Below are 24,019 nucleotides of genomic sequence, written 5' to 3' on the forward strand. Positions count from 1 at the left end.
ACGAATTAAGGAAATCTCAATCCATGGTCTTTAAAGTCCTGGTAGTCGACGATTCTACGTTTTATCGTCGACGTGTGCGCGAAATTCTGAATGAAGATCGTGAGTTAGAAGTGGTAGGTGAAGCACGTAATGGACAGGATGCCCTGGACAAGATCGCAACCCTCTCTCCTGATGTGGTAACAATGGATGTAGAGATGCCGGTTATGGACGGCATTTCTGCTGTGAAAGCGATAATGGAAAAGCGTCCGCTACCCATTCTGATGTTTTCGTCACTCACCCACCACGGTGCCCAGGCAACACTGGATGCGCTGGAAGCGGGGGCACTGGATTTCTTACCGAAAAAGTTCGAAGACATTGCTCAGGATCGCAAAGAAGCCGCCAGCTTGTTGAGAACCAAAGTGCGCCTGATTGCGCGCCGGGGTATTGGGATCCGACGACCCAGCCTGTCACAGGGTCGAGCGATGCCTTCCAATGCACCCAAGCCGCGATTCTTTCGTTCATCCAGTGTACTTACCGGCCGCAGTGATGCCGTTTCGCAGCCGACGATGGCATCTGTTAAGCGCTCAGGAAAGCATTACCAATGCTTGGCTATCGGCGCATCTACAGGGGGGCCTGTTGCACTTCAGAAAGTGCTGAGTGCGTTACCCGCAAATTTCCCTTATCCCGTGGTACTGGTACAGCATATGCCAGGCACCTTTACGCATGCTTTTGCTGAGCGCCTGGATAATCATTGCAAAATTGCTGTGAAAGAAGCTGAAAATGGCGATGTGTTGAAGCCGGGTCATGCTTATCTGGCACCCGGTGGCATGCAAATGCTGATTGAAACGCAGGGCTCACAGCATAAGGTCGTGATTTCGGATAAAGTGCTATCTGACAAAATAAGTTATAAGCCCAGCGTGGACATCACATTTGGTACACTGGTTAAAGCGTTTGGTGGTGATGTGCTGGGTGTCATACTTACTGGCATGGGGGCCGATGGGAGAGAAGGCTGCCGAATGCTGAAAGATAGCGGCGCGACCATCTGGGCGCAGGATCAGGAGTCTTGTGTAGTATATGGTATGCCACAGGCTGTGACTGCAGCAAATATCTCTGAAAAAAGCATCAGTATCGACGATATGGGTCAGTGTATCCTCACCGAGATGGGGTAACGAGCGATGCTGTTAGTTTGCCGTAGGATCACACAGTGAAGATCTGGACTATTGCCAATCAGAAAGGCGGGGTAGGTAAAACCACTACCACCGTAACGCTCGGCGGCATACTTGCGCAGCAAAATAAGCGCGTACTACTAATCGATACTGACCCACATGCCTCGTTAAGCTATTACTTTGGTATTGATTCTGAAGAACTTTCCAGCTCCGTATACGATATTTTTATTAATAACGGCCCTGTTACTGCCGATACAGTATTAGATTGTTTGTGCCCATCGAAGCTGGATAGTTTGTTTATTTTGCCAGCAACCATGGCGTTGGCCACGTTAGACAGGTCTATGGGAAGTCAACAGGGTATGGGGCTGGTACTAAAAAAGGCGCTGGCCGCTGTCGAACAGGAATTCGATTACGTGCTGATCGATTGTCCACCTGTACTGGGAGTGCTGATGGTAAATGCGCTGGCAGCCTGCCATAAGGTGGTCGTGCCGACGCAAACGGAATTTCTGGCGTTAAAAGGACTGGACCGAATGATTCATACCCTTGAAATTATGGGACGTTCTCTTAACAAAACGTTTGATACACTGATCGTACCCACTATGTTTGATAGGCGAATCAATGCGGCAATTCAGGCACAAAGTCGACTTATGTCTGATTACGGCGATAAGGTCTGGCAGGGTATGATACCGGTGGATACACATTTTCGCGATGCCAGCCAGGCGCAGGCCCCTGCATCTGTTGTGTTTCCGAAAACCCGTGGCGTCTACGCCTATGCTAAGCTATTAAAAGTGTTGGAGCGAAAGTAAGCAAGATGAGTAAAAGTACGCCGTTCGCGCGTGAAGATGTAATGGAAGCCTATCTGGACGGCCTGCTTAAGGCGCCGGAAGACCCTGCTGAAGTTACTGCTCGTACTGCCAAATTACTGGAACAGGCGTCGCTGCCCGTTACCCAGGACAATACTGTAGATGTAGTGGAAGAGGCTCAACCGCCGGTAGCGCAGCCTGTACCCGATATACCGGTTGAAGAAGAAACAGTGGAAATCCCAGAGCATATCGAGCCGGCTCCGGTTTCCTCAGTACCCTTACAAGAGCAGCTCGAGGAGCGTTTTCAGGCACTGTTTTTTGAAGTGGCAGGGTTGACCATGGCGGTACCGCTCACCACGCTGGGTGGGATCCATCGACTGGAAAAGATTGGTCCGCTTTTCGGCAAGCCGAAATGGTTCAAGGGTGTCATGCTTCACCGCGACGAAAAGCTGAATGTCGTCGATACCGCGATGTGGGTAATGCCAGAAAAATACGATCAAAAAATGGCAGAGACGCTAAACTATCAATATCTTATCATGTTGGGTGATAGCGAATGGGGCCTGTCCAGTGACAAGCTGGTTAACACCGTGACCCTTACCAAGAGTGAGGTGAAGTGGCGGGCCGCTCAGGGTAAACGGCCCTGGTTGGCCGGAATGGTGAAAGAAAGAATGTGTGCGTTAATTGATGTATATCAGTTAATATCAATGCTTAACAATGGCTTAGGCAGTAACGACCAGACGCCTTAGCGAAAGGAGCCAGGTTCATGAATGACGAAAGAACAAATAACAATGCCGCTGATAGTAATGATGAAGTGTTGCAGTGGGTAACCTACAGACTGGGCGATGAAACCTATGGCATTAATGTCATGCAGGTACAGGAAGTCCTGAGACATACAGAGATTGCACCGGTTCCGGGGGCACCTGACTATGTACTGGGTATCATCAACTTGCGTGGTAACGTGGTTACTGTCATTGATACCCGGGCCCGTTTCGGTTTACCTCCTTCCGATATTACTGACAATACCCGTATTGTTATTATCGAATCTGACGAGCAGGTCGTGGGGATCCTCGTCGACAGTGTCGCTGAGGTGGTATACCTGAAATCTTCAGAAATCGACAGCGCGCCAAACGTTGGCACCGAAGAAAGTGCCAAGTTTATTCAGGGCGTGAGTAACCGCGACGGCGAGCTCCTGATTCTGGTGGATCTGAATAAACTACTCAGCGATGAAGAGTGGGACGAAATCACAAGTTTATAATGCTCGCAGGAAATCTCGAAAAGCAGGCTGTCGCCTGCTTTTTTTATGTCTTCGGCCCGTTTTTTGATGAGCTATGAGTTACGATGGCAAGAGCAATAACAGCATCTCACTGTGACACAGCCAGAAAGGTTGTCATGCCACCGGCATTGGTATTACTCCGTCGCGCAGGTCGCCGCGTTACACCAGGATAACCCGCATCACTTTTCGCTTTGTTGTTGGTTGTTAAGCCTTTTTCAGGTTTAATAGGCTATTATCATGAATAGCTTAATTTTACGATTCAGCAAAGGCGGATTACCACTGTATGCTTGCACCTACTGCTGACAACCTGATCATGGTGGCTCTTTTTCTGGTGCCACTGGTTGTGTTAGTCGTTGTCCTTCTTATTATGCGGCGCCAGCAACGCGTGTTGGCCGAGCGAGCTGATAACGCTGAAAAGGCTGCTGTGGCGCTCGCCGACGAAGTCAGGCGCATCGCACATCAGCAAAATGAGGATCAAACCCGGACGGTGGTGGTAACCAAACACCTTAAAGCTATAGAGGAAAAACAAACGCAACTGGAAAACCAGATGCGGGAAGTGAAACAGCAGGATCCCGCGATGCGGCTCTATCAGCGCGCTGCGGAAATGGCTAAAAGTGGCGCATCCATCGACGAAATCATGCAAGCCTGCGATATTCCCCCCGCGGAGGCTGAACTTCTCGTCAGCATGCATAAAGGGTAGGGGAGCGCACCTGCACTGGTAATGGACGTGTTGCGGTATTGTCGATGTGACTCCCCCGGCTTTATTGTTAGTCATCCAGGCTCGGACAGAACTGGCATATAAAAAAACATTTAGACGTCTAGACGTAAAGATGTTGACAATTGTCGCGCTTTGGCCACAATAAGGGCATGTTTATCCACCACCGGACCGTGTCATGCCAATACGTATTCCCGACCAGTTACCCGCCCAGGACGTTTTACTTGGTGAAAATATCTTCACCATGGACAGCGACCGCGCGGCAAATCAGGACATTCGTCCGCTGGAGGTGGGGATCCTCAACCTGATGCCAAACAAGATTGAAACCGAGGTGCAGATACTTCGGTTGCTGTCTAACACCCCACTGCAAATTAATGTTGACCTGATTCGTATTGATAATCAGGCTCCGAAAAATACGCCGCAGTCGCATATGGATGCGTTCTACCATGACTTTTCACAGGTGGCAGGCAAAAAGTATGACGGGTTGATCATTACCGGTGCGCCACTGGCACATCTGGATTATGAGAACGTGAAGTACTGGGACACCATGACCACCATTCTGGAGTGGGCACAGCGGCATGTGCAATCCACCCTATATCTTTGCTGGGCTGCTCACGCGGCCATGTACCATTTCTATGGGATTCAGCGTCGGCTGCGAGATGAGAAATTTTCAGGCGTGTACGAACATAAGGTGCTGGATCCTAATAACGAGCTTCTTCGTGGTTTTGATCCGCTGTTTTATGCACCGCATTCACGTTATGGGCACATCGATGTGGATCAATACAACAGCGTTGAGGGCTTAAACGTAGTGGCACAATCTGATACCGTAGGAGCATATGTTGTAGCGTCAGAAGACAAGCGTATGGTGTTTGTCACTGGTCACCCTGAGTACGATCCGGAAACCCTTCACGACGAGTTTGTGCGCGACACCGAAGCGGGTCAGTCTCCTGCAGTGCCACTGAATTATTATCCGGATGATGATCCAGCCCAATCGCCCCTTGTCAGGTGGCGTTCACATGGTAGCCTGCTGTTTACCAACTGGCTGAACTATTATGTGTATCAGACAACCCCTTACGATTTAGAGCAACTGGCGGCAAAAGCACAGCCAACGAGGTAATGCGTGGTAACAGATTCTCAACACCCTTTATTTCAGGCAGCCCAGAAACGCATTCTTATTTTAGACGGTGCGATGGGAACGATGATCCAAAAGCACAAGCTGGAAGAGGAAGATTATCGCGGTGAACGTTTCAAAGACTGGCACTGCGATGTGAAAGGTAATAACGACTTACTGGTACTTTCCCAGCCTGAGCTAATTTACAACATTCATTGCGAGTACCTGGAAGCCGGCGCTGACATTATTGAAACTAATACCTTCAACGCGACAACCATCGCCATGGCCGATTACGACATGCAGTCGTTATCTGATGACATAAACCGTGAGGCGGCCAGGCTGGCGAAGCAGGCAGCGGAAAAATTCAGTACGCCTGATAAGCCACGTTTTGTAGCCGGTGTGTTAGGGCCCACTAACCGCACTGCATCGATTTCACCCGATGTGAACGATCCGGGAAAACGCAATGTGTCTTTTGATGAGTTGGTTGAGGCCTATTCATCGTCTTGCCATGCGTTAATTGAAGGCGGCAGCGATTTGATCATGCTGGAAACCATCTTTGATACGCTGAATGCGAAGGCGGCGGTGTTTGCGGTGGAGACAGTGTTTGATGAACTGGGCAAGCGGTTGCCAGTGATGGTGTCGGGGACAATTACCGACGCGTCTGGGCGCACCTTATCAGGTCAGACAGCAGAAGCGTTTTATTATTCCATGCGTCACGTTACGCCATTTTCTTTTGGACTAAACTGTGCACTGGGTCCGGATTTATTGCGTCAGTATGTCGATGAAGTGGCGGGCGTGGCAGAATGTCTGGTATCAGCACATCCGAATGCCGGACTCCCTAATGAGTTTGGTGAATACGACATGGAAGGGCCGGAAATGGCCGAACATATCGGCGAGTGGGCCCGTTCCGGACTGGTGAATATTGTTGGTGGCTGTTGCGGCAGTACCCCTGAACATATCCGCTGCATCGCCAGTGCGGTTGAGGGAGTTTCTCCCCGTGCATTACCGGAACTTGCGCCAAAGATGCGCTTATCCGGCCTGGAACCGTTTGTTCACTAAGAGAGTATTATGTCCGCAGAATTTTCCAGTTTCATAAATATCGGTGAGCGTACCAACGTTACCGGTTCTGCAATGTTTAAACGTCTGATACTCGACGGGGATTATGAAAAGGCCCTGGATGTTGCCCGGCAGCAGGTTGAGAATGGCGCGCAGATTATCGATATCAACATGGATGAAGCCATGCTGGATTCGGTAGATGCTATGCGTACCTTCCTGAATCTGATTGCATCAGAGCCGGATATCAGCCGCGTGCCTATCATGATTGACTCTTCCAAGTGGGAAGTCATTGAGACCGGGCTCAAATGCGTGCAGGGTAAAGCTATCGTTAACTCGATAAGCCTGAAGGAAGGGGAAGAGAACTTTATCCATCAGGCCAGGCTGATAAAACGCTATGGCGCAGCCACCGTGGTAATGGCCTTTGACGAGAAAGGTCAGGCAGACACGAAAGCCCGTAAAATTGAGATTTGTCAGCGAAGCTACAAAGTATTAACGGAGCAGGTTGGCTTCCCGCCGGAAGATATTATCTTCGATCCCAATATCTTCGCCGTGGCAACCGGCATTGAAGAGCATGATAATTACGCGGTGGATTTCATTGAAGCGACACGTGAAATCCGGGCTACCTGTCCACACGTGCACATATCGGGCGGTCTGTCGAACATTTCATTTTCTTTTCGTGGCAACAATCCGGTTCGCGAAGCCATGCACTCGGTGTTTTTGTATCACGCCATTCGTGCGGGTATGGACATGGCAATTGTCAATGCCGGCCAGCTGGAAGTGTATGACGAAATCCCCAACGAACTGCGTGAGGCTGTAGAGGATGTGATCCTCAACCGTCGTAGTGACGGCACTGAACGACTTTTGGATCTTGCACCAAAATACCAGGGTGATGGCAAAGCCGCCGCGAAGGAAGATTTGAGCTGGCGTGAACAGCCGGTGAACAAGCGTCTTGAGCATGCGCTGGTAAAAGGCATCACCGACTATATTATCGATGATACCGAGGAAGCCAGGCAGGCTGCTGAAAAACCACTGCATGTGATTGAAGGTCCACTGATGGACGGCATGAATGTGGTGGGAGACTTATTCGGCGAAGGAAAAATGTTTCTGCCGCAGGTAGTAAAGTCTGCCCGGGTGATGAAAAAGGCTGTCGCCCACCTGCAACCCTATATCGAAGCCGAGAAAACCGACGACACCAAAAGTAATGGTAAGATCCTGCTTGCCACGGTAAAGGGAGACGTTCACGACATTGGTAAAAACATTGTTGGCGTGGTGCTGCAGTGTAATAACTTTGAAGTGATTGATTTGGGCGTAATGGTGCCCTGTGCCACCATTTTGCAAACAGCCATCGATGAAGATGTCGATATGATTGGGCTTTCAGGCCTTATCACGCCGTCATTGGATGAAATGGTGCATGTGGCCAAAGAAATGGAACGGCAGGGCTTTACCATGCCACTGTTGATTGGCGGTGCCACGACATCGAAAGCGCATACTGCAGTAAAAATTGAACAGAATTATCATGCGCCGGTGGCATACGTGGCAAATGCCAGCCGTGCCGTTGGGGTGTGTCAGAAGCTGTTGAATAAAGGGACTCGCGATATTTATGCGGCAGAACTTACCGTAGAATACGAGAAGGTGCGCGACCAGCATGCCCGTAAGCAGCCGCGCAGTCGTCCGGTAACACTGGCAGAGGCCAGAGAGAATGCATTTGTACCGGATTTCTCTGACAAGCCATGCGTACCCAAACAACTTGGCGTGACACCGGTCACCGCAGATCTTGCCACACTCAGGCAGTATATTGACTGGACGCCGTTTTTCCTGACCTGGTCTCTGGCGGGTAAATACCCCAGGATCCTGAACGATGAGGTGGTTGGTGAACAGGCGAAGGAGCTGTTCAACGATGCCAATGCAATGCTTGATACCGTCATTGCCGATGGTTCGCTGACGGCCAAAGGGGTGATGGGGTTGTTTCCTGCTAACCGTGTTGGCGATGATATTGAACTCTATCAGGATGAATCGCGCCGCGATGTCATTGGGGTTTCCCATCATCTGCGTCAGCAAACCCTCAAGCAGGGTTTTGCAAACTATTGCCTGTCAGACTTTGTCGCATCGAAGGACTCCGGGATCCAGGATTATATTGGTGCTTTTGCCGTTACCGGCGGCATAGGTGAAGATGAACTGGCTGATAGCTTTAAAGATAATGGTGATGACTACAATGCCATTATGGCGAAAGCGATAGCGGATCGTCTTGCTGAAGCCTTTGCCGAGTATCTGCATGAGCAGGTAAGAAAACACTATTGGGGTTATGCGCCGGATGAGTCGCTGGACAACGACGCCCTGATAAGAGAAAAATATCAGGGTATTCGCCCGGCACCAGGCTATGCGGCCTGTCCGGAGCATACCGAGAAGCAGTTGATCTGGGATTTACTGGATGCGGAAAAGCATACCGGCATGAAACTGACCGAAAGCTTCGCGATGTGGCCCGGGGCATCGGTATCAGGCTGGTATTTCTCACATCCCCAGTCACGCTACTTCGCGGTAGCTAAAATTCAGCAGGATCAACTCGAAGACTACGCCCGTCGTAAAGGATGGTCCCTTGATGAGGCAGAGCGCTGGTTAGCGCCAAATCTGAATGACTGACAAACCTTTTAGCCAGGCCTGCGAAAATAATAAACGTCCTATTCTGGAGGTGCTTGAGCAGGCTTTTGCGACTCGCAAACATGTACTGGAAATTGGCAGCGGTACCGGTCAACATGCAGTATTTTTATCCGCAAACCTGCCACATCTTCTCTGGCAAACCAGCGATCAGGCCGAATATCACGCCGGTATTCAGGCATGGCTGGACGAGGAGAATGTACTGAACTGTAAGTCACCAATCACCCTGAAGATAGGCGAGCAGGCTATCCCCGACAAACTCTATGACGGCATTTTCACGGCTAACACTGCGCATATCATGCAGCGCGATGAAGTGAAGCTGATGATGAAGCAAGTTAGCAACGTGTTGCCCCCTCGCGGCGTGTTCTGTCAGTATGGTCCTTTTACTGAAAATGGTGAATTCAGCTCGCAAAGTAATGCTGATTTCCACGCCTCACTGCTTGAGCGGGGCTGCGGTGGATACCGGGATATCAGCGAATTAACCCAATGGGCGCCATCGTTGACCCTTGAAAGTATCTACCGAATGCCGGCTAACAATTTGTGTCTGGTGTGGACAAAATAGCCGCACCTTACTTCACGCTGTTTACAGAGAACAATAGCCATAACTCTCTCCAGACTAACGCTGGTACCGACGGTAGCTAAATCACCTCAAGAGCCCGTCCGTGACCCTCTCTCACCTGCTCTAAAGCATTGGTAAACTTATTGTTTAATAATGCTTTACCTGTTGTTGTCGTCGTAATAAAAACCAACAGACACTGTCAATTTTGTGCCAGTTTGGTATAACAAATAAGGAGGGGATACAGAACGTCTGTCGGTGCCATGGTCGTGTTATCGTGAATGGTGTCTGTCGCATTGCGGTTTTTTGCTGAGCAAATTGACATTATATTCGTCTGATATGGCGGGTACGCTATACGGCAGTAGCAAACAGCGTAATGTATCAAACGATTATGAAAGTTATCCCGGATCGGCTTCAGTCAGAAAGCCGGCCGTGTCACTGTTCATCATCGCTTTCCCCATATCCGAAAAAAGAGCAGGGACTTGTCTGGAAGTCAAAGCTGCCAATAAAAACAATTACAAAACAATGAGTGAACTTATGAAGTCGATGTCTCTCCAGAAGAAATTTATGCTTATCGTCGGCGGAAGTATCGCCGTGATGCTGTTTATCACAGCCCTGTTTGTGGTAAATGTTATTGCAGGGAAAGCCGAGCAAAGTATTCAGCAGGAAGTCAAAAACCTGGTGAAATTAGAAGCCCAGTCAGTGGAAAGTTTTTTTTCGCGCTATGGCGGCGTGGCTAACACGTTTTTAAGTAATCCCTTTCTCAAAGATTTTTTTGCGCAACACAATGCGCGCGGTGCACCTGAATCAGCACTTCCCCGTGCCGAGGAGATGTACACCCTGTTTCGAAACATCAGTGACGATGATGCCAACATCAAGTCTGCTTTTTTTGGTTCGGCAAACACAGGTGAATACTTCTATGAAGCCGGCAGAGTAGGAGTCGAAACCGAAGGCCCCGATGCTGGCGATCCGGCAAAAGGTTACTTTGCAACCAAACGCCCCTGGTTTAACACGGCGGTAAAAAAGAGAAAACTTTACGTTACGCCACCGGCGGTAGATTCACAGGATGGTACTGTCTCGGCAGTGGTGCAGAAGCCTGTTTTTCACGACGGTAAGCTGTTGGGGGTTGGCGGCGTTGATATACTTATCAGCACGGTAGGTGATGTTATTGACGACATTCGATTTCAGGGTAAAGGCACTGCATTTTTGCTGGATGATCAGCAGAATATTGTCTATTTCCCGAAACAAGAAGTCGACTTGCCGTTAAGTTCACCGGTTGCGAATTTTGACAATGCGTTTTCAGACACAGAAGGTTTTGGCGAACTGGCAAACCGGATCCGCGACTCCAGATCTGGCATTGTACCGGTTGTCTGGCGTGGTGAGTCCTATTTTGCCGTGTATGAGCACGCTGCCCTCGAAGAGCCGGTGATGGACTGGAGTCTCGGTATTCTCATTCCGGCGTCCCTGATTGATGAACCGATTAATGACGCCATTACCTCAGCAACGCTCATGTCGGTGATTATTATTCTGATTATCGCGGCAATTACGTTTGTAGCCGGCTCACGAATTACCCGCCCAATTCTTGAAATGAAAGAGGCGATGGCAGAAATAGCCAGCGGTGATGGCGATCTGACTAAACGGCTCGAAATAAAGAGCAATGATGAAATTGGTGCGCTGGCGGCAGAGTTTAACCGCTTTACCGATAAACTGAGAGAGTTGCTACAACAGACCGCCACACATACTACCGCCGTGGCAGAGGCCGCTGAGCACCTACGCGATGTTTCACAGAAAACCAATTCTGAAATTCAGAAGGAACGGCATCAGGTTGATAACGTGTCCAGTGCGGTAACTGAAATGGCGACAACGGTAGTAGAAATCTCCGAAAATGCGGCACAATCGAGTGAAGCTGCTGACCTGGCTGACAGCCGGGTAAGGGAGGGAACCCAGCAGGCTAAGGAGGCTATGCACGAAATACAGTCGCTCGCCAACGCCATTAATCAGGGCGTTGAAGTAGTAAGTGGCCTCAGTAAAGAGTCCGACAATATTGGGGCAGTCATTGACGTGATAAACAGTATTGCAGAGCAGACCAACCTGCTTGCACTGAATGCCGCAATTGAAGCTGCACGAGCGGGAGAGCAGGGTAGAGGTTTTGCCGTTGTAGCCGATGAAGTTCGCTCACTTGCCAGTCGCACTCAGGACTCCACCGATGACATTCGCCGCATGGTTGAAAAGCTGCAAAATATGGCCGAGCAAACTGATGCCGTGATGCAGGAAGGTAAATCACAGTCGCAGCGGGGCGTAGAGAAAACCGAACTGGTGGTGACGTCACTGGAGCACATCAGTTCGGCTATCGGTACGGTACAGATACAAAGTAGCCAGATTGCGCAGGCAACAGAGCAGCAAACCGTAGCCGCCGAAGACATCAACAGGTCACTGGTGACTATCTCAGGCTCCAGTGACCGTACCAGTCAACATGCGGAAGAACTTGCGGCAGAGGCCACTCAGCTTAGCGGCGTGTCGTCAGAGCTAAGGGACTTGGTAAATCAGTTTAAGATTTAGGCTGGTAACTGGCAATAAAGACCGGTCTCATTGCCATACTCAAAAGTGAGTTTGTATTTCGAGGCTTCAAAGGGCTTCGAGATGAACCGCGCCAAAGTGCAGAGGCACTCTGGCGCGTTTTGTGATCTCAATCCTGTTCAGGAAATGTTACATCTCAGCTCTCGCTTTCTGAAGGCGATGAATGCGATAAGGAGCGGAAGCATTACAAAAACAGAGCCGCCGCTTTTTGATGAAGCCGATGGTTCTGTAGTTGGTGGCGCAGGGCTTGGTGTAGATGGAGTCTCTGGTTGAGTTGAGGAGTCATCATCGCCTTCCTGTGTCACGTTACTCAACACAATTACTGCTGCTTCGGATACCGCAGGCACGCCTTGAAACTCGACCCACACTTCCAGACTTTTGTCCTCTTCTACATCTGGATCCAGCTCTGTGATAAGTGTGATTGCTTTCTGTAACTCACCGTCTTCAAAGCGAACGGTTTCGTTAATTGCGGTATAGTCAGAGCCGGACGCTGCACTAACATCTCTGGTAAAGACTCTTGCCTCAAGTATGCCTGTTGTTCCCTCTTTCCGGACTAAAGTCACATCTACCGACTCGCCTTCATTAATTGTATACAACGCTTTATCCAGAGTAATAAATCCAGATGGAGCCTGAGGAAGCGAATCGTCTTTCAAAGGGTAAGTATCTGTCTGTATGCTCACTATCACACCATTCGTACTCACGGCAGTCAGATAGCCCTGACCGTTCAGTGACATAGATGCGTGAACAGGCGCACTAACCTTCTCAGTCCAAAGTTGCACGCCGTTGACATCTATCGCCACGATATCGCTGTCGCGGGTAGCGAAGTACGTGGTGCCATTGGTTGCAGCAACAGGAGCACTGTCAGTGACTGCGCCCAATGAATAGCCCCATATTTTTTCGCCTGAGATGTCTCTTGCTGTGACGCGTCCTTTGATATCAACCGTAATGAGTGCGCCGTCTGCATTGAATGTAGGCGGGGCCCAGATTGGTCTCTTGCCCGTCTGTATCCACCGCAGTTGTCCTGCCTTTGTCAGTGAGATAACGTCGCCTCCCAGAGAGGTAAAATAAACATTACTGTTACTGTCAAAAGTAGGCGATGATAGACGGGTTTCAGACTGGTACTCCCAGAGTAATACACCGGCATCATTGAAGGAAAGCAACCGTCCATCATTGGTATTTGCTAACATTTGCCCGTCAGGTGAGCGTGTCATTTTGCCGTCCAGCGCCGCACCAACGTCAAATGAGAAGTCCACATCACCGTCGCTCGACAAAGCAAAGATCTTGCCTTCCTTTGTTCCGACAAAAATTCGATTTCCAGTAGACTCTATGGCAGCGGCTTCAATAGCTGCTCCAAGGTCAATGTCCCAAAGTGACGCTCCGTCTTTCGACAGGCTGTACATAATTCCGGTTTCAGAACCAAAGACAAATTGCCCGTTTGACAACTCGATAGGTGATGAATGGAGCCGGCCTTTCCCGTCAAATTTCCACGCCTCATTGCCATCAGAAGCAAACAGGAAAACATTGCCTTTGTCGGTGCCAATAAGTAGCTGGTTATCACTTGTACTTAACGGACTTGACCACACCGACAAACTGAGTTCATTTTCCCAATGAACAGAGTATGAGTTGGCGATGACTGCTTGCGGAATAATCGCTATGACAACAAGAACGGCATTCAGCAATCTACGTAGTTTTTGGCACCTAGAACTTTTCATGATGTTCAACTTCATTCAGGACAATCAATTTAGTAAAAATGTGTGAACTGGCTGTCAGTCACAGAGGCGCTCAGAGTATCGAAAAAGCGGTAAAAGTTGATTATCTGAAATGAAACACACAGTTTGAACGTAATACCTAACGTGTCCATCTACAGATGGTAGACTGGGTACAGAACAGGTGAGATGAGTAATTTTTATGCAAGGTCAAATTCGCCCTTTTTTCTATCGTGCTATGTGCCTTTTCACTACGGCTTTTCTTTCAACAGTGGCTATGTCGGCCAGTGCCGCTGACTATAATGTTCAGGAACATTCGGTTCTTTTAGGCAAAAGTTACGAATTGAGAAGTCTCGGCGGCTTCAGGTTAAAAGATGGTACGTCAGGAACATCACGGGCCGCTTATGGGACAGGTAAAATTGCAGTCTCAGATGATGACAAAATGTTGTTTCTTGCTGGTCATGCTCATCATTTCAGCGTGGGGGCTTTTGATATTGAGGACAAACTGTCATTTGGGAAGATAAGTACGCTTCCTATAGCACCTGTAGCGCAACCCTTCGTCAAGGTTAAGCCTCAGTTCGTCTTTCAAGACAGCGCCACGCAGATTACAGGTCTGGAACTGAACGAGGGAAGTTTGCTGGTAACCGTAGACAAATATTATGATGCTGCGAGAACGAACAAAGAGAACTTAATGTTCTTTGCCGATGCGTCAAATCTGAATGATACCGCGCAAATAGGCTTTTATACTCTGGCTGCGAGAAGCCATGCTACAGGGTGGATGACAAAGATCCCAGCGCCGCTTTCACAGACGCTGGGTGCGGACTACCTGGTAGGTTCGGCGTCCAATCTGCCGATTAATTCGCGTAGCAGCATTGGACCTACGTTGTTCACCTGGACGCCTCCGACTGTAAAGGCTTTGCCCCCTTTAGGACGGCGAATTAGTACAGTGAAAAAGCTGGGATATTCTCTGGATAACCCCATCGTGGACGATCGATACAATGAAACCCGGGAAAATGATATATGGACCGAGTTATCTACCGCTGAGATTGGGTTTATCTCACCAGACCAGACAAGCTATATCGTAATAGGACAAAGTGGCGGGCATAACAGCGGAATTGGTTACAAAATCACTCAGGACAACGGCAACGTGTGTGGCGGACCCTGTGCTTATGAACATGATGACTACTACAACTATTACTGGATTTATGACATAGACGACATTATCGCTGTGCAAAACGGGAATAAACTTCCTCATGAGGTGCTTCCAGCGTTTTACGGTGAACTGCCCACTTTCGGACACCAGAATACTATCACTGGTGCAGACTATAATCCGGTCTCTAAGCGACTATATCTGACGCTTTCGAGTATTGATACAAGCCAAAGCGATTATGAAAAAAATCCAATTATTGTCGCATATGAATTTGTGGAATAGCAGATAGAAAACGGATGTCATCATTGTTGAACATCCTTCTTTTCTAACTAAACAGAGACATGATGCCTATTGTTAGCCTACAGGTTCGGTGCCTTGTGTCCGACAGACATTGCCAATTCAATAAATGCTGTCAGATATGAGGGAAGATCGTCCTGGGCCCGTGTGCCGAGGTAAAGCTGCTTTTGGATACCATGCTCTCCTAGTCTGCAACACCTTAACTTTTGCGCCAAAGGGCTTTCTTCAATTAGCCAGTGAGGTAGCGCGGTAACACCACGCCCTGCAGCGACCATTTGTAATAGCATTTCGGTTGTTTCTATCGTTTTATGGCGGCGCACACTCCCGCCTGCCGGGGTAAGAAACTGTGAAAAGATATCAAGCCTGCTGGGTTCGACCGGGTAGGTAATCAGAGTTTCATTGTTCAGATCGGCAGGCGAAATCACCCCCCGGGATGCCAGTTTATGTGAAGCTGGCAACACCAGCATCTGCTCGTACTCAAAAACCGGTGTGTAGCTAACCGACTTCAAAAACAGCGGATCCGGCGTCAGCAACAGATCGATATCATAGTTGTGAAGCGCATGCAGACCGCCAAAGGCAAATGCCTGTCTGACATCGACATCGACGTCCGGGAACGCTATTAAAAACGGCGAGACAACCTTCAGCAACCATTGATAGCAAGGGTGGCATTCCATGCCAATGCGAAGCGAGCCCTGCTTGCCGGTGGCGATTTGAAGTAACAGTTTTTCAGTATGTTCAAATTGCGGGAGAAGACGACTCGCCAAGTGGTACAGCGCGATTCCTGCTTGAGTAAGCTGAATACGCCGACCGTCTTTTTTCCACAGTGAAATGCCCGCCTGATGTTCCAGCTTTTTCATCGCGTGACTTAGCGCTGACTGAGTAAGATGCAGTGCCTCGGCAGCTTCAGTCAGGGTGCCGTGATCATAAAGGTAGTGGATGATTCTTAAGTGTTGTCTTTCAATCATAACGTGAATGAAATTCATGAGTTTATGAAAATATACCATTATTTTTCATGTTATGTGTGATTTAAAGTGGCACTCCAACTTAATCAATGGACGTGTAGATGGCTAAAATTCACAATTTGGGATTTCCCCGCATTGGCCCCGAAAGGGAACTGAAAAAAGAGCTGGAGACTTACTGGCGAGGCGAGATCTCGGGTAATGAACTGGTGGGTCGCAGTGAGTCGTTATGGTTGCAAAATCTTCAGCGACAGGCTTGCCTCGACGTAGTGCAGGTTGGTGATTTTTCGCTTTACGATCATGTGCTCGATACCAGTTTCCTGTTTGGTGTTGTTCCCGAACGGGTCCGTCGGGAGAGCGATGATCCTCTGCAGCAATATTTTCTGAATGCAAGAGGAACCCGCACTGACTCTACCTGCTGCGGCGCCAGCGCGGGGGAGATGACCAAGTGGTTTAATACGAACTATCATTACATTGTGCCCGAATTGGTTGCCGGGCAGAGTTTCCGACTACAGGCACAGTCGCTTTTACATCAGGTCACGCTGACGAGGCAGGCCGGTTTCGACGCCAAGCCTGTCGTTGTGGGTCCGTTGACTTACCTGTCACTGGCTAAGTGTGAAGAGGGTGTCAGTGCACTGACCCACCTGGACAACCTGTTACGTGTGTATAAAGAGCTGTTGTCGTTACTGGCGCAAAAAGGCGTGGAATGGGTGCAGGTTGATGAGCCAATATTGTGTACCGATTTAAGCGCGGAATGGAAAATGGCCTTTCGGTACGCGTATGAAGTTCTCAGGCATGCGCCTGGAAAACGATTACTAACAACCTATTTTGGCAAGCTGCAAGATAACCTGTCGCTGGTAACTGAACTACCTGTAGAAGGGATCCATATTGATGCTACCCTTCATCGCGAGGAGTTACCTGCTATCGTTGATTCGCTGGCTGACGAGCAGGTGCTTTCGCTGGGGGTGATTGATGGCAGAAATGTCTGGCGCGCACCAATAGCAGAAACCGCGAGCTGGCTCAGTCCCTATCATGACAAGTTGCAAAACCGTTTATGGCTGGCGCCAACATGTTCACTGCTACACGTGCCGCTTACCGTTAAGGCTGAAACCGAATTACCTGATGCAATTACCTCGAGACTGGCATTTGCCGAAGAAAAAATTGATGAGTTAGCCGAGCTTCGCACACTGCTGCACAGCCACAATCACGACAGCGGTGTCTCAGGCCAGCGCAATAACGTATCAACGCCGCTATTAATTGATGATGCAAACGCGCCTGTTTTGTTCAGAGATGCATCGTTTACAAGCAGACGTACCACCCAGGCAAAGGCGCTTAACCTGCCCCCCTGGACAACCACCACCATAGGTTCGTTTCCGCAAACCCCCGCGATAAGAAAGGCACGTGCGCAATGGCGAAGCGGAAAGCTCAATCATTCTGAGTATCAGGCGTTTATTAAACAACAGATTGCTGAGTGCATCAGAACACAGGAGCAATTGGGACTGGATGTGCTGGTACACGGTGAGGCTGAACGCAATGACATGGTTGAATTTTTTGGCGAGCTTCTGGATGGTGTAGTCATTCTGAAAAATGGATGGGTGCAAAGTTACGGCTCTCGTTGTGTGAAGCCTCCGGTTATTTACGCCGACGTAACGCGTTCGTCACCGATGACTGTAGCGCTCACATCGTATGCACAATCTCTGACATCTAAACCGGTGAAGGGCATGTTGACGGGGCCGGTAACTATCCTCAACTGGTCGTTTGTTCGGGACGATATTTCTCGCGCTGAGGTCGCTCAACAACTGGCATTTGCTATTCGGGATGAAGTGCTGGCACTGGAAGCGGCGGGAATACGGATCATTCAGGTGGATGAAGCTGCACTGCGAGAGGGAATGCCACTGCGAAAAGCGGAAGCAGATGACTATCTAAACTGGGCGGTTAATGCGTTTCGTCTGGCAACCAGCGGGGTCAGAAATGAAACGCAAATTCATACCCATATGTGCTATTCCGATTTCAATAATATTATTGACGCTATTATGAAGATGGATGCGGATGTGCTTACCATCGAAGCGGCCCGCTCAGGGTTAAAGGTGTTGTCAGCATTGAAAGCCCATGGCTATCAGAACAGTATCGGTCCTGGGGTTTATGACATACATTCACCTGCTATCCCTGACGAAAACGCGTTGGCGCAGCGGTTACATACCTTCGCTGAGTTTTTAGATCAGCAGCAACTTTGGGTGAATCCGGACTGTGGGTTAAAAACACGAAGCTGGCATGAGGCAAGCCGCGCGCTTGGTGCGATGGTCAGCGCTGCCGATCGCATAAGAAAGCAGTCTGCAAAGGCATAACTGCCGCTGTTATTCAACGATGAACCCGGTGCCCAGGCACCGGGCTACGCAGAAACAGAAAGAAAAATGTGCTAACGGGCTGCCCACCTCATTCTGCTGGCTGCTCAGACACGATCACCGCTTCAGACAGTCGTTCACTGATTATCTCACGCATCAGCGCAGCCAGGGCGCGAAAACTCTGCCGACCCGGTGATGTATTGCGCCAGGCCAGTGAGTGTTCACGCTGAATCGGCATTCCTTCAATTTCGCACACGTGAAGCGCCTCGGGTTTGTGGAGTTCTGAGTGAATATACAACCCGGGTAAAAACGCCACGCCCATCCCCATGACTACCATCTGACGAAGCGTGTCCAGACTGGTACCTTCATAATCCCGCTGAAGTGACGCCCCAATTTGCAAACAAATTTCATGAACCTGGTAGTGAAAATGATGGCGGTCTTCCAGTGTCAGTACTTTTTCGCCACCCAACTGGCTGGGATGCACTAATTTCTGGCCCGCTAAATGATGGTCTGACGGGATAACAAACTTCAGCGGTTCTGTGAAAAGCGGTTGGACGACAACCTGAGAACTTTTGCTTGATAACGGTGAGAGGATGAGATCGTAATCGCCATTTAATAAACCGTAATGCAGCTGTTGAGGGGCCCCTTCACGCACATAAAACTTGAGGTTCGGCTTTCTGGCATGAAGCTCTGGTAAAATATGCGGGAGCAGGTAAGGGCCCAGAGTTGGCGGGATCCCCAACCGAAAAGTTGCACCCTCACCATCAGAAAGCCCTCGCGCGATTTCTGTAAAACGCTGCCCTGCCTGGAGGACGTCTTCGGCGGCATCCAGCAATGCTTTGCCTTGCGGTGAAAGCAATGTTCCCGAGCGGGAGCGCTCCAGCAAAGAGACACCCAGCGTCGTTTCTAACGCGTTGATTTGTGTGGTTAACGTTGGCTGGCTGATTCCCAAAGCGGACGCTGCGCGCCGGTAGCTCAAGTAGCGCGCAACGGTGACAAAATACCGGATCTGGTTCAGTGAAAGCGTTTTACCGTTGAACTGCATGGATTTCGCTCACGTAATAAACTATTATCTTGAATGTGATAGCCTGAGGTTATCACGACAAGGTATATTATTCTATAAATCTATCAAGAGACACTTTTCTCCTGTTAATTATTCATCTTTAGTCTAAGTATTCGGAGTGAATCATGGATCACGTAATTTCAGGTGTAGCTAAATTCCAGAAGGAAGTTTATCCAGGAAAAAAAGCCACCTTTCAAAAACTGGCAAACGGCCAGAATCCAGAAGTTCTTTTTATCACCTGTTCTGATTCACGTATCGACCCCAACCTCGTAACGCAAACTGGTCCAGGTGAACTTTTTATTTGTCGTAACGCCGGAAACGTTGTGCCACCGCACAGCAATCAGACGGGTGGTATGACAGCGTCAATTGAATTTGCCGTTGCTGCCCTTGGCGTTAGCCACATTGTTGTATGTGGACACACTGACTGTGGTGCGATGAAAGGCGCGTTGAATCCGGAAGCATTAAGCGGTCTGCCGCACGTGAAAGAGTGGCTCGGCCACTGCCGCGTAGCCAGTGAAGTGGTGAAGGAACGTTGTGGTAAGGACGAACTGTCTCACGAGCATCTGGAAGAGGTCACTCAGGAGAACGTAGTTCAGCAGATTCAACATTTACGCACACATCCCGCTGTTGCCGCGAAAATCGCAACTGGCCAGGTGAAGCTTCATGGCTGGGTATACAATATCGAGTCTGGCGATGTACTTTGCTATGACGAGAAAACCGGTAAATTTGAAGCAATGGATGAAGCCTACGCTGAAGAGCAGCTGTCACGCTAAGCTCAGGAGCGGGAGAAGTAGATGAAGTTAGATTTAAGTAATTTGCGAGGCGACATTACCGGTGGTTTAACGGCTGGTATTGTTGCATTGCCGTTGGCGTTAGCATTAGGCGTAGCGTCCGGTGTAGGCCCGATGGCCGGGTTGTACGGGGCTATCGCGGTGGGCTTTTTCGCTGCACTGTTTGGTGGTACCCCTTCTCAGATTTCAGGACCAACAGGCCCCATGGTGGTGGTGCTTGCTGGCCTTTTTGCGTCACTGTCAGGTGACGTATCATTGATTTTCACGGCTGTCGTTTTGGCCGGTATATTCCAGATCGTGTTTGGTATGCTGGGGGTGGGTCAGTATATTCGACTGGTACCTTATCCGGTTATCTCCGGGTTTATGACCGGGATCGGTGCCATCATTATCATTCTGCAAATCGGGCGCTTATTAGGACATGAACCTCCTGGCGGTACGATCGGCGCGCTTAGCTACCTGCCAACCGCGCTCGCAGACATTAACTTTGCAACGCTTGCGCTTGGGCTTGGAACGTTGATCATTGCCTACAAGTGGCCTGCCTCCCTGGGTAAATATATTCCCGGCGCACTGGCCGCATTGATCATCGGTACCTTGGTTGCCTTATTTATGAATGTGCCGGTGCTGGGAAATATTCCTACAGGCCTTCCTAGTCTCCACCTGCCAGTATTTGACCAAAGCAAAGCCTGGCTGATCATCGAAGCTGCGTTTATTCTCGCCATACTGGGTGCTATTGACAGTCTGCTAACCTCGCTGGTGGCAGACAACATGACGCGTACTCGTCATGACAGCAACCGCGAGCTGGTAGGGCAGGGCATTGGAAATACTGTTGCCGGTTTGATCGGCGGTATTGCTGGTGCAGGTGCGACCATGCGGACGGTAGTGAATATTCGCAGCGGTGGTAAACAGCGAATCTCTGGTATGGTCCACGCACTGGTGCTTTTGGCAATCGTATTGGGATTAAGCCCTTTGGCAGCCCAGATCCCCCATGCTGTTCTTGCTGGTATTCTGGTAAAAGTAGGCTTGGATATTATTGACTGGGCGTATTTGAAACGTGCGCACACCGGTCCGCGCTGGGATTTTGCATTAATGGCATTGGTGCTTGGCCTCACGGTATTTGTCGACCTTATCACTGCAGTTGGTGTGGGTGTGGTATTGGCTGCTCTGGCTTATGTGCGTCAAATCGCGCAGCTTCAGATTGAAGAGCTGAATAATATTCCGGATACGCTTAGCGACCCGGAGGAAAATGCATTGCTTGCCAAAACGGAAGGCAAGGTATCAATTTTCAGTTTTGGCGGTCCGCTGAGCTTTGGCGCTGCAGCTGATCTTGGACACCATGTACGTGAACAGGTGAAGCCTGGCTCACGGGCATTGCTCCTCGACTTTACTCTTATTCCGGTTGTCGATGTGTCTGCCGCGATGGCAGTACAGACAATTACTTCTGATGCTATTGCCTCTGGCAGAACACTGCTTATTTGTGGTGCGAATGAGAAGGTGAATAAGGTATTAGAGAATATCAATGTCCATCATTACGACATCCCGATGTTTTCGACGCGTCGAGAGGCGCTTGAGGCCGCAGTAAAAATTGTTCAGTCCGGCAGTGATGATGGTGAGACCGTCTTTACTCCGAAGAAGCTGGCCGAGTTAAAGTAACACGTTTCCCTTCATGTGTGCAGAGGGGCCTTCGGGCTCCTTTTTTTATGAGTGACAATATAAGTATCGCGTACAACACCAGCGTACACATTGTCTCACCCCTTCTGTATTTCGATACCGGTAAAATAGCCCCGATAATGTGATCCGAACTCTGCTTCTCACAGGCACAGAAAAAGCCTGCAAGGCAGGCAGTTCGGCGCCCTTGCCGAAGTAAAGTGCGTTGGAAGCTAGTGGATTTGAAGCCATTTTGCGTAATAGCATTTGTAGAAATAAGCAGTCGCTGTTACAGCTACCACGTTGTATAAGTTTTGCTTCACGGCATGTTGTTGATGTAATATTAAAAGTCTTTCACCCTTGCGTTGACTACATTCATTTAACTTATTTGCGCGGTAAGGAAAAGCTTAATTGAAATACGTCGTCACCACATCTTTGCAAACCAGGTTATCGCAGTTAGTGATGCTATCGGCGTCGCGGTTAATGATTGGTGTCTTATTCTGCCTTTCTATCACGCCATATGGCTTGGCTGCTCAGGATGAGAGTCTGGTTGTTGTCGTTAATCAGGCGAGTGGTGTGGAGACGCTGACAAAAAAAGAAGTTGTCGATATTTTCATGGGTAGGTACAACCGTTTCCCAAATGGTCAGATAGCCTATCCGGTCGATTTGCCGTCAGGCTCCAGTGGTAAATCTTATTTTTATAAGCAACTGGTTAATCAATCGGAAAGAAAAATCCAGTCATACTGGTCCCGTTTGTTGTTTTCAGGGCGAGCGAAGCCCCCGGAAGCAAGTAAATCGTTGCCCGATGTTGTGAATTATGTGGTAAGCAACGAAGAAGCTATTGCTTATCTTCCCCGCACGCTGATTACTCCGGAGATGAAAATTGTTTTTCAGTTTAGTTCGTAATCGTCGTCAGTTGATATCTGACGTAACCATCTCTATTGCGATCGTAGCGGTTTACCTGATGGCTCTTCCGGCAATGGCTGAAGTCAAGTTTAATGGATTTGCGACGATAGCAGTTACCACCCATAGCAACGATGACATCTTGTACCGGTCAAGTCTCGTCAACCGTCCCCGCACCTCGCCGTCACTGGCACCTGATTCTGTGCTGGGCGGTCAGATAAATTACTATATCAATGACAGATGGGACGCTGTGGCGCAGGTCGTGATCCAGGACCGGGCTGACACCGCCATCAGCAATTATCTCGAAATGGGATTTTTACGTTATCGGCCAACACGAAACTGGGCATTCAAATTTGGAAGAGTTAACAGTAATTTGTATATGCTGTCGGAGTATAAGCCAGTAGGTTATGCTCAGGTATGGGCCCGCCCGCCGCTGGAGTTTTACTCCAATGCTTCTGTGGTATCGAATGTCGATGGTATTGAAGTGGTCCACTCTCAGAATATAGGCGATGGCTTTCTGGAGTTGGGTATTATTGCAGGACAATCGCAGCCGCGATTAAAAGGGAGCGACGGTAAGCTGCGCGCTAATTTTAAGGAACTTATAAGCCTGAGCGCGCGCTATACCTGGAACGAATGGCAGTTCAAATCTACCTATGCCCGGGGCAGAGTCGACAACCCGCAGATCCCCCAGTTCGACCTGTTCGAGCAGGCAGTCGCCGCTGTCCCCTCTGAGTTATTGCCACAGAAAAGCGAATTGTTGTCACGGTTTTCCGGAGACGGAGACATTATAAAGTACCTGGCCGGCGGTATGAAATACGACGGTGAGCGTTGGAATGTGCAAGCTGAAGCCGGCTCCGTGGACGTAGACTGGTTGCTTTTTACATCTTTACGGTTCGGATATGTTTCAGTGGCGTATTACATGGATGAATTTTCGCCGTTTCTTGCCGTCTCTGGTGCGCAGTCAAAAGATAAGGAGTTTCGGTTCTCAATACCGTCGTTTCCGGCTGGCACGCCACCGGAGCTGGCCGCAGGAATTGTGGGGCTGATAACCGGGTCAAATGCGAACATTTCAGATTTGCTGGTTGATCAGTATTCGCTTAGCGCTGGGGTGAACTGGCATTTTTATCCGTCTTGGGTCGCGAAGGCGCAGCTCGATCATATTCGAATGGATAACCCCGGCACCGGCTTGTTTGGTAATAATGCTCTGATTGATGACGTGGGCCAAGAGCGAATGAACGTATTTACGCTTAGTGTAAGTACGGTATTTTAGGCCATC

The 24,019-nt window shown here is 49.4% G+C and carries 19 protein-coding genes; 16 read left to right on the forward strand and 3 right to left on the reverse strand.

Annotated features, from left to right (window positions below; translation table 11 throughout):
- Positions 1 to 23 precede the first annotated feature (23 nt).
- The 10 genes from ACLBLI_RS05675 (at position 24) to ACLBLI_RS05720 (ending at position 11,870) form a co-directional block, all read left to right on the forward strand.
- Complete coding sequence (locus tag ACLBLI_RS05675) at positions 24 to 1,148, forward strand: protein-glutamate methylesterase/protein-glutamine glutaminase (RefSeq protein WP_414830163.1); 1,125 nt, start codon at positions 24 to 26, stop codon at positions 1,146 to 1,148.
- Positions 1,149 to 1,183: 35 nt separating this feature from the next.
- Positions 1,184 to 1,951: a ParA family protein gene (locus ACLBLI_RS05680; protein WP_414830164.1), complete on the forward strand. Its 768-nt coding sequence runs from the start codon at positions 1,184 to 1,186 to the stop codon at positions 1,949 to 1,951.
- A gap of 5 nt (positions 1,952 to 1,956) precedes the next feature.
- Positions 1,957 to 2,694: a chemotaxis protein CheW gene (locus tag ACLBLI_RS05685; protein ID WP_414830165.1), complete on the forward strand. Its 738-nt coding sequence runs from the start codon at positions 1,957 to 1,959 to the stop codon at positions 2,692 to 2,694.
- 17 nt (positions 2,695 to 2,711) lie between these two features.
- Positions 2,712 to 3,203, forward strand: coding sequence for a chemotaxis protein CheW (locus ACLBLI_RS05690; protein ID WP_218310795.1), 492 nt, complete (start codon positions 2,712 to 2,714; stop codon positions 3,201 to 3,203).
- 301 nt (positions 3,204 to 3,504) lie between these two features.
- The gene (locus ACLBLI_RS05695; protein ID WP_414830166.1) at positions 3,505 to 3,921 is read left to right on the forward strand and encodes a DUF2802 domain-containing protein; all 417 of its coding nucleotides are present in this window, start codon (positions 3,505 to 3,507) and stop codon (positions 3,919 to 3,921) included.
- A gap of 193 nt (positions 3,922 to 4,114) precedes the next feature.
- Positions 4,115 to 5,053: a homoserine O-succinyltransferase MetA gene (metA, locus tag ACLBLI_RS05700; protein ID WP_414830167.1), complete on the forward strand. Its 939-nt coding sequence runs from the start codon at positions 4,115 to 4,117 to the stop codon at positions 5,051 to 5,053.
- A 72-nt stretch (positions 5,054 to 5,125) separates the two neighbouring features.
- Positions 5,126 to 6,106 carry a homocysteine S-methyltransferase family protein gene (locus ACLBLI_RS05705; RefSeq protein WP_414830916.1) on the forward strand — a complete coding sequence of 327 codons (981 nt, stop codon included), beginning with the start codon at positions 5,126 to 5,128 and terminating at the stop codon, positions 6,104 to 6,106.
- Between the two features lie 9 nt (positions 6,107 to 6,115).
- Positions 6,116 to 8,740, forward strand: a complete 2,625-nt coding sequence (metH, locus tag ACLBLI_RS05710; protein WP_414830168.1) for a methionine synthase — start codon at positions 6,116 to 6,118, stop codon at positions 8,738 to 8,740.
- Entirely contained in the window at positions 8,733 to 9,317 is a 585-nt protein-coding gene (locus tag ACLBLI_RS05715) for a DUF938 domain-containing protein (RefSeq protein WP_414830169.1), read from the forward strand. Before metH ends, ACLBLI_RS05715 begins: the two co-directional genes overlap by 8 nt.
- Before the next feature lie 531 nt (positions 9,318 to 9,848).
- Positions 9,849 to 11,870 carry a methyl-accepting chemotaxis protein gene (locus tag ACLBLI_RS05720; RefSeq protein ID WP_414830170.1) on the forward strand — a complete coding sequence of 674 codons (2,022 nt, stop codon included), beginning with the start codon at positions 9,849 to 9,851 and terminating at the stop codon, positions 11,868 to 11,870.
- 137 nt (positions 11,871 to 12,007) lie between these two features.
- Here the strand turns inward: ACLBLI_RS05720 and ACLBLI_RS05725 are convergent, their stop codons facing one another.
- Positions 12,008 to 13,600 carry a PQQ-binding-like beta-propeller repeat protein gene (locus tag ACLBLI_RS05725; protein WP_414830171.1) on the reverse strand — a complete coding sequence of 531 codons (1,593 nt, stop codon included), beginning with the start codon at positions 13,598 to 13,600 and terminating at the stop codon, positions 12,008 to 12,010.
- Positions 13,601 to 13,796: 196 nt separating this feature from the next.
- Between ACLBLI_RS05725 and ACLBLI_RS05730 the strand changes: the two genes are divergently transcribed.
- On the forward strand, positions 13,797 to 15,026 hold the full coding sequence (locus ACLBLI_RS05730; protein ID WP_414830172.1) for a hypothetical protein: 1,230 nt from the start codon (positions 13,797 to 13,799) through the stop codon (positions 15,024 to 15,026).
- A 77-nt stretch (positions 15,027 to 15,103) separates the two neighbouring features.
- On the opposite strand, the gene ACLBLI_RS05735 is transcribed toward ACLBLI_RS05730, so the two are convergent.
- On the reverse strand, positions 15,104 to 16,006 hold the full coding sequence (locus ACLBLI_RS05735) for a LysR family transcriptional regulator (protein WP_414830173.1): 903 nt from the start codon (positions 16,004 to 16,006) through the stop codon (positions 15,104 to 15,106).
- A gap of 98 nt (positions 16,007 to 16,104) precedes the next feature.
- Here ACLBLI_RS05735 and metE point away from each other — a divergent pair, with 98 nt between their 5' ends.
- Positions 16,105 to 18,345 (forward strand): 5-methyltetrahydropteroyltriglutamate--homocysteine S-methyltransferase, encoded by a 2,241-nt coding sequence (metE, locus tag ACLBLI_RS05740; RefSeq protein WP_414830174.1) that lies wholly within the window; start codon positions 16,105 to 16,107, stop codon positions 18,343 to 18,345.
- An 88-nt stretch (positions 18,346 to 18,433) separates the two neighbouring features.
- On the opposite strand, the gene ACLBLI_RS05745 is transcribed toward metE, so the two are convergent.
- The gene (locus ACLBLI_RS05745) at positions 18,434 to 19,387 is read right to left on the reverse strand and encodes a hydrogen peroxide-inducible genes activator (protein WP_414830175.1); all 954 of its coding nucleotides are present in this window, start codon (positions 19,385 to 19,387) and stop codon (positions 18,434 to 18,436) included.
- 143 nt (positions 19,388 to 19,530) lie between these two features.
- Between ACLBLI_RS05745 and ACLBLI_RS05750 the strand changes: the two genes are divergently transcribed.
- The 4 genes from ACLBLI_RS05750 to ACLBLI_RS05765 all read left to right on the forward strand — a co-directional run bounded on the left by ACLBLI_RS05750 (position 19,531) and on the right by ACLBLI_RS05765 (position 24,013).
- Positions 19,531 to 20,178 (forward strand): carbonic anhydrase, encoded by a 648-nt coding sequence (locus tag ACLBLI_RS05750; protein WP_414830176.1) that lies wholly within the window; start codon positions 19,531 to 19,533, stop codon positions 20,176 to 20,178.
- A gap of 21 nt (positions 20,179 to 20,199) precedes the next feature.
- Positions 20,200 to 21,846, forward strand: coding sequence for a SulP family inorganic anion transporter (locus ACLBLI_RS05755; protein ID WP_414830177.1), 1,647 nt, complete (start codon positions 20,200 to 20,202; stop codon positions 21,844 to 21,846).
- 405 nt (positions 21,847 to 22,251) lie between these two features.
- Entirely contained in the window at positions 22,252 to 22,746 is a 495-nt protein-coding gene (locus tag ACLBLI_RS05760; protein WP_414830178.1) for a hypothetical protein, read from the forward strand.
- A complete protein-coding gene (locus ACLBLI_RS05765) occupies positions 22,724 to 24,013 on the forward strand; it encodes a hypothetical protein (RefSeq protein ID WP_414830179.1) in 1,290 nt (429 codons plus the stop codon). Before ACLBLI_RS05760 ends, ACLBLI_RS05765 begins: the two co-directional genes overlap by 23 nt.
- Positions 24,014 to 24,019 lie beyond the last annotated feature (6 nt).

Origin of the sequence: Alteromonas sp. H39 (genome assembly GCF_047556435.1) — a bacterium.
GTDB lineage: Bacteria > Pseudomonadota > Gammaproteobacteria > Enterobacterales > Alteromonadaceae > Alteromonas.

Bases quoted from the DNA above. Each gene is read 5' to 3' on its own strand.
- ACLBLI_RS05705 (WP_414830916.1), top strand. From the start codon at position 5,126: ATGGGAACGATGATCCAAAAGCACAAGCTGGAAGAGGAAGATTATCGC.
- metE (WP_414830174.1), top strand. From the start codon at position 16,105: ATGGCTAAAATTCACAATTTGGGATTTCCCCGCATTGGCCCCGAAAGG.
- metA (WP_414830167.1), top strand. From the start codon at position 4,115: ATGCCAATACGTATTCCCGACCAGTTACCCGCCCAGGACGTTTTACTT.
- ACLBLI_RS05725 (WP_414830171.1), bottom strand. From the start codon at position 13,600: ATGAAAAGTTCTAGGTGCCAAAAACTACGTAGATTGCTGAATGCCGTT.
- ACLBLI_RS05675 (WP_414830163.1), top strand. From the start codon at position 24: ATGGTCTTTAAAGTCCTGGTAGTCGACGATTCTACGTTTTATCGTCGA.
- ACLBLI_RS05745 (WP_414830175.1), bottom strand. From the start codon at position 19,387: ATGCAGTTCAACGGTAAAACGCTTTCACTGAACCAGATCCGGTATTTT.
- ACLBLI_RS05735 (WP_414830173.1), bottom strand. From the start codon at position 16,006: ATGATTGAAAGACAACACTTAAGAATCATCCACTACCTTTATGATCAC.
- ACLBLI_RS05755 (WP_414830177.1), top strand. From the start codon at position 20,200: ATGAAGTTAGATTTAAGTAATTTGCGAGGCGACATTACCGGTGGTTTA.
- ACLBLI_RS05715 (WP_414830169.1), top strand. From the start codon at position 8,733: ATGACTGACAAACCTTTTAGCCAGGCCTGCGAAAATAATAAACGTCCT.
- ACLBLI_RS05750 (WP_414830176.1), top strand. From the start codon at position 19,531: ATGGATCACGTAATTTCAGGTGTAGCTAAATTCCAGAAGGAAGTTTAT.
- ACLBLI_RS05685 (WP_414830165.1), top strand. From the start codon at position 1,957: ATGAGTAAAAGTACGCCGTTCGCGCGTGAAGATGTAATGGAAGCCTAT.
- ACLBLI_RS05720 (WP_414830170.1), top strand. From the start codon at position 9,849: ATGAAGTCGATGTCTCTCCAGAAGAAATTTATGCTTATCGTCGGCGGA.
- ACLBLI_RS05730 (WP_414830172.1), top strand. From the start codon at position 13,797: ATGCAAGGTCAAATTCGCCCTTTTTTCTATCGTGCTATGTGCCTTTTC.
- metH (WP_414830168.1), top strand. From the start codon at position 6,116: ATGTCCGCAGAATTTTCCAGTTTCATAAATATCGGTGAGCGTACCAAC.
- ACLBLI_RS05695 (WP_414830166.1), top strand. From the start codon at position 3,505: ATGCTTGCACCTACTGCTGACAACCTGATCATGGTGGCTCTTTTTCTG.
- ACLBLI_RS05690 (WP_218310795.1), top strand. From the start codon at position 2,712: ATGAATGACGAAAGAACAAATAACAATGCCGCTGATAGTAATGATGAA.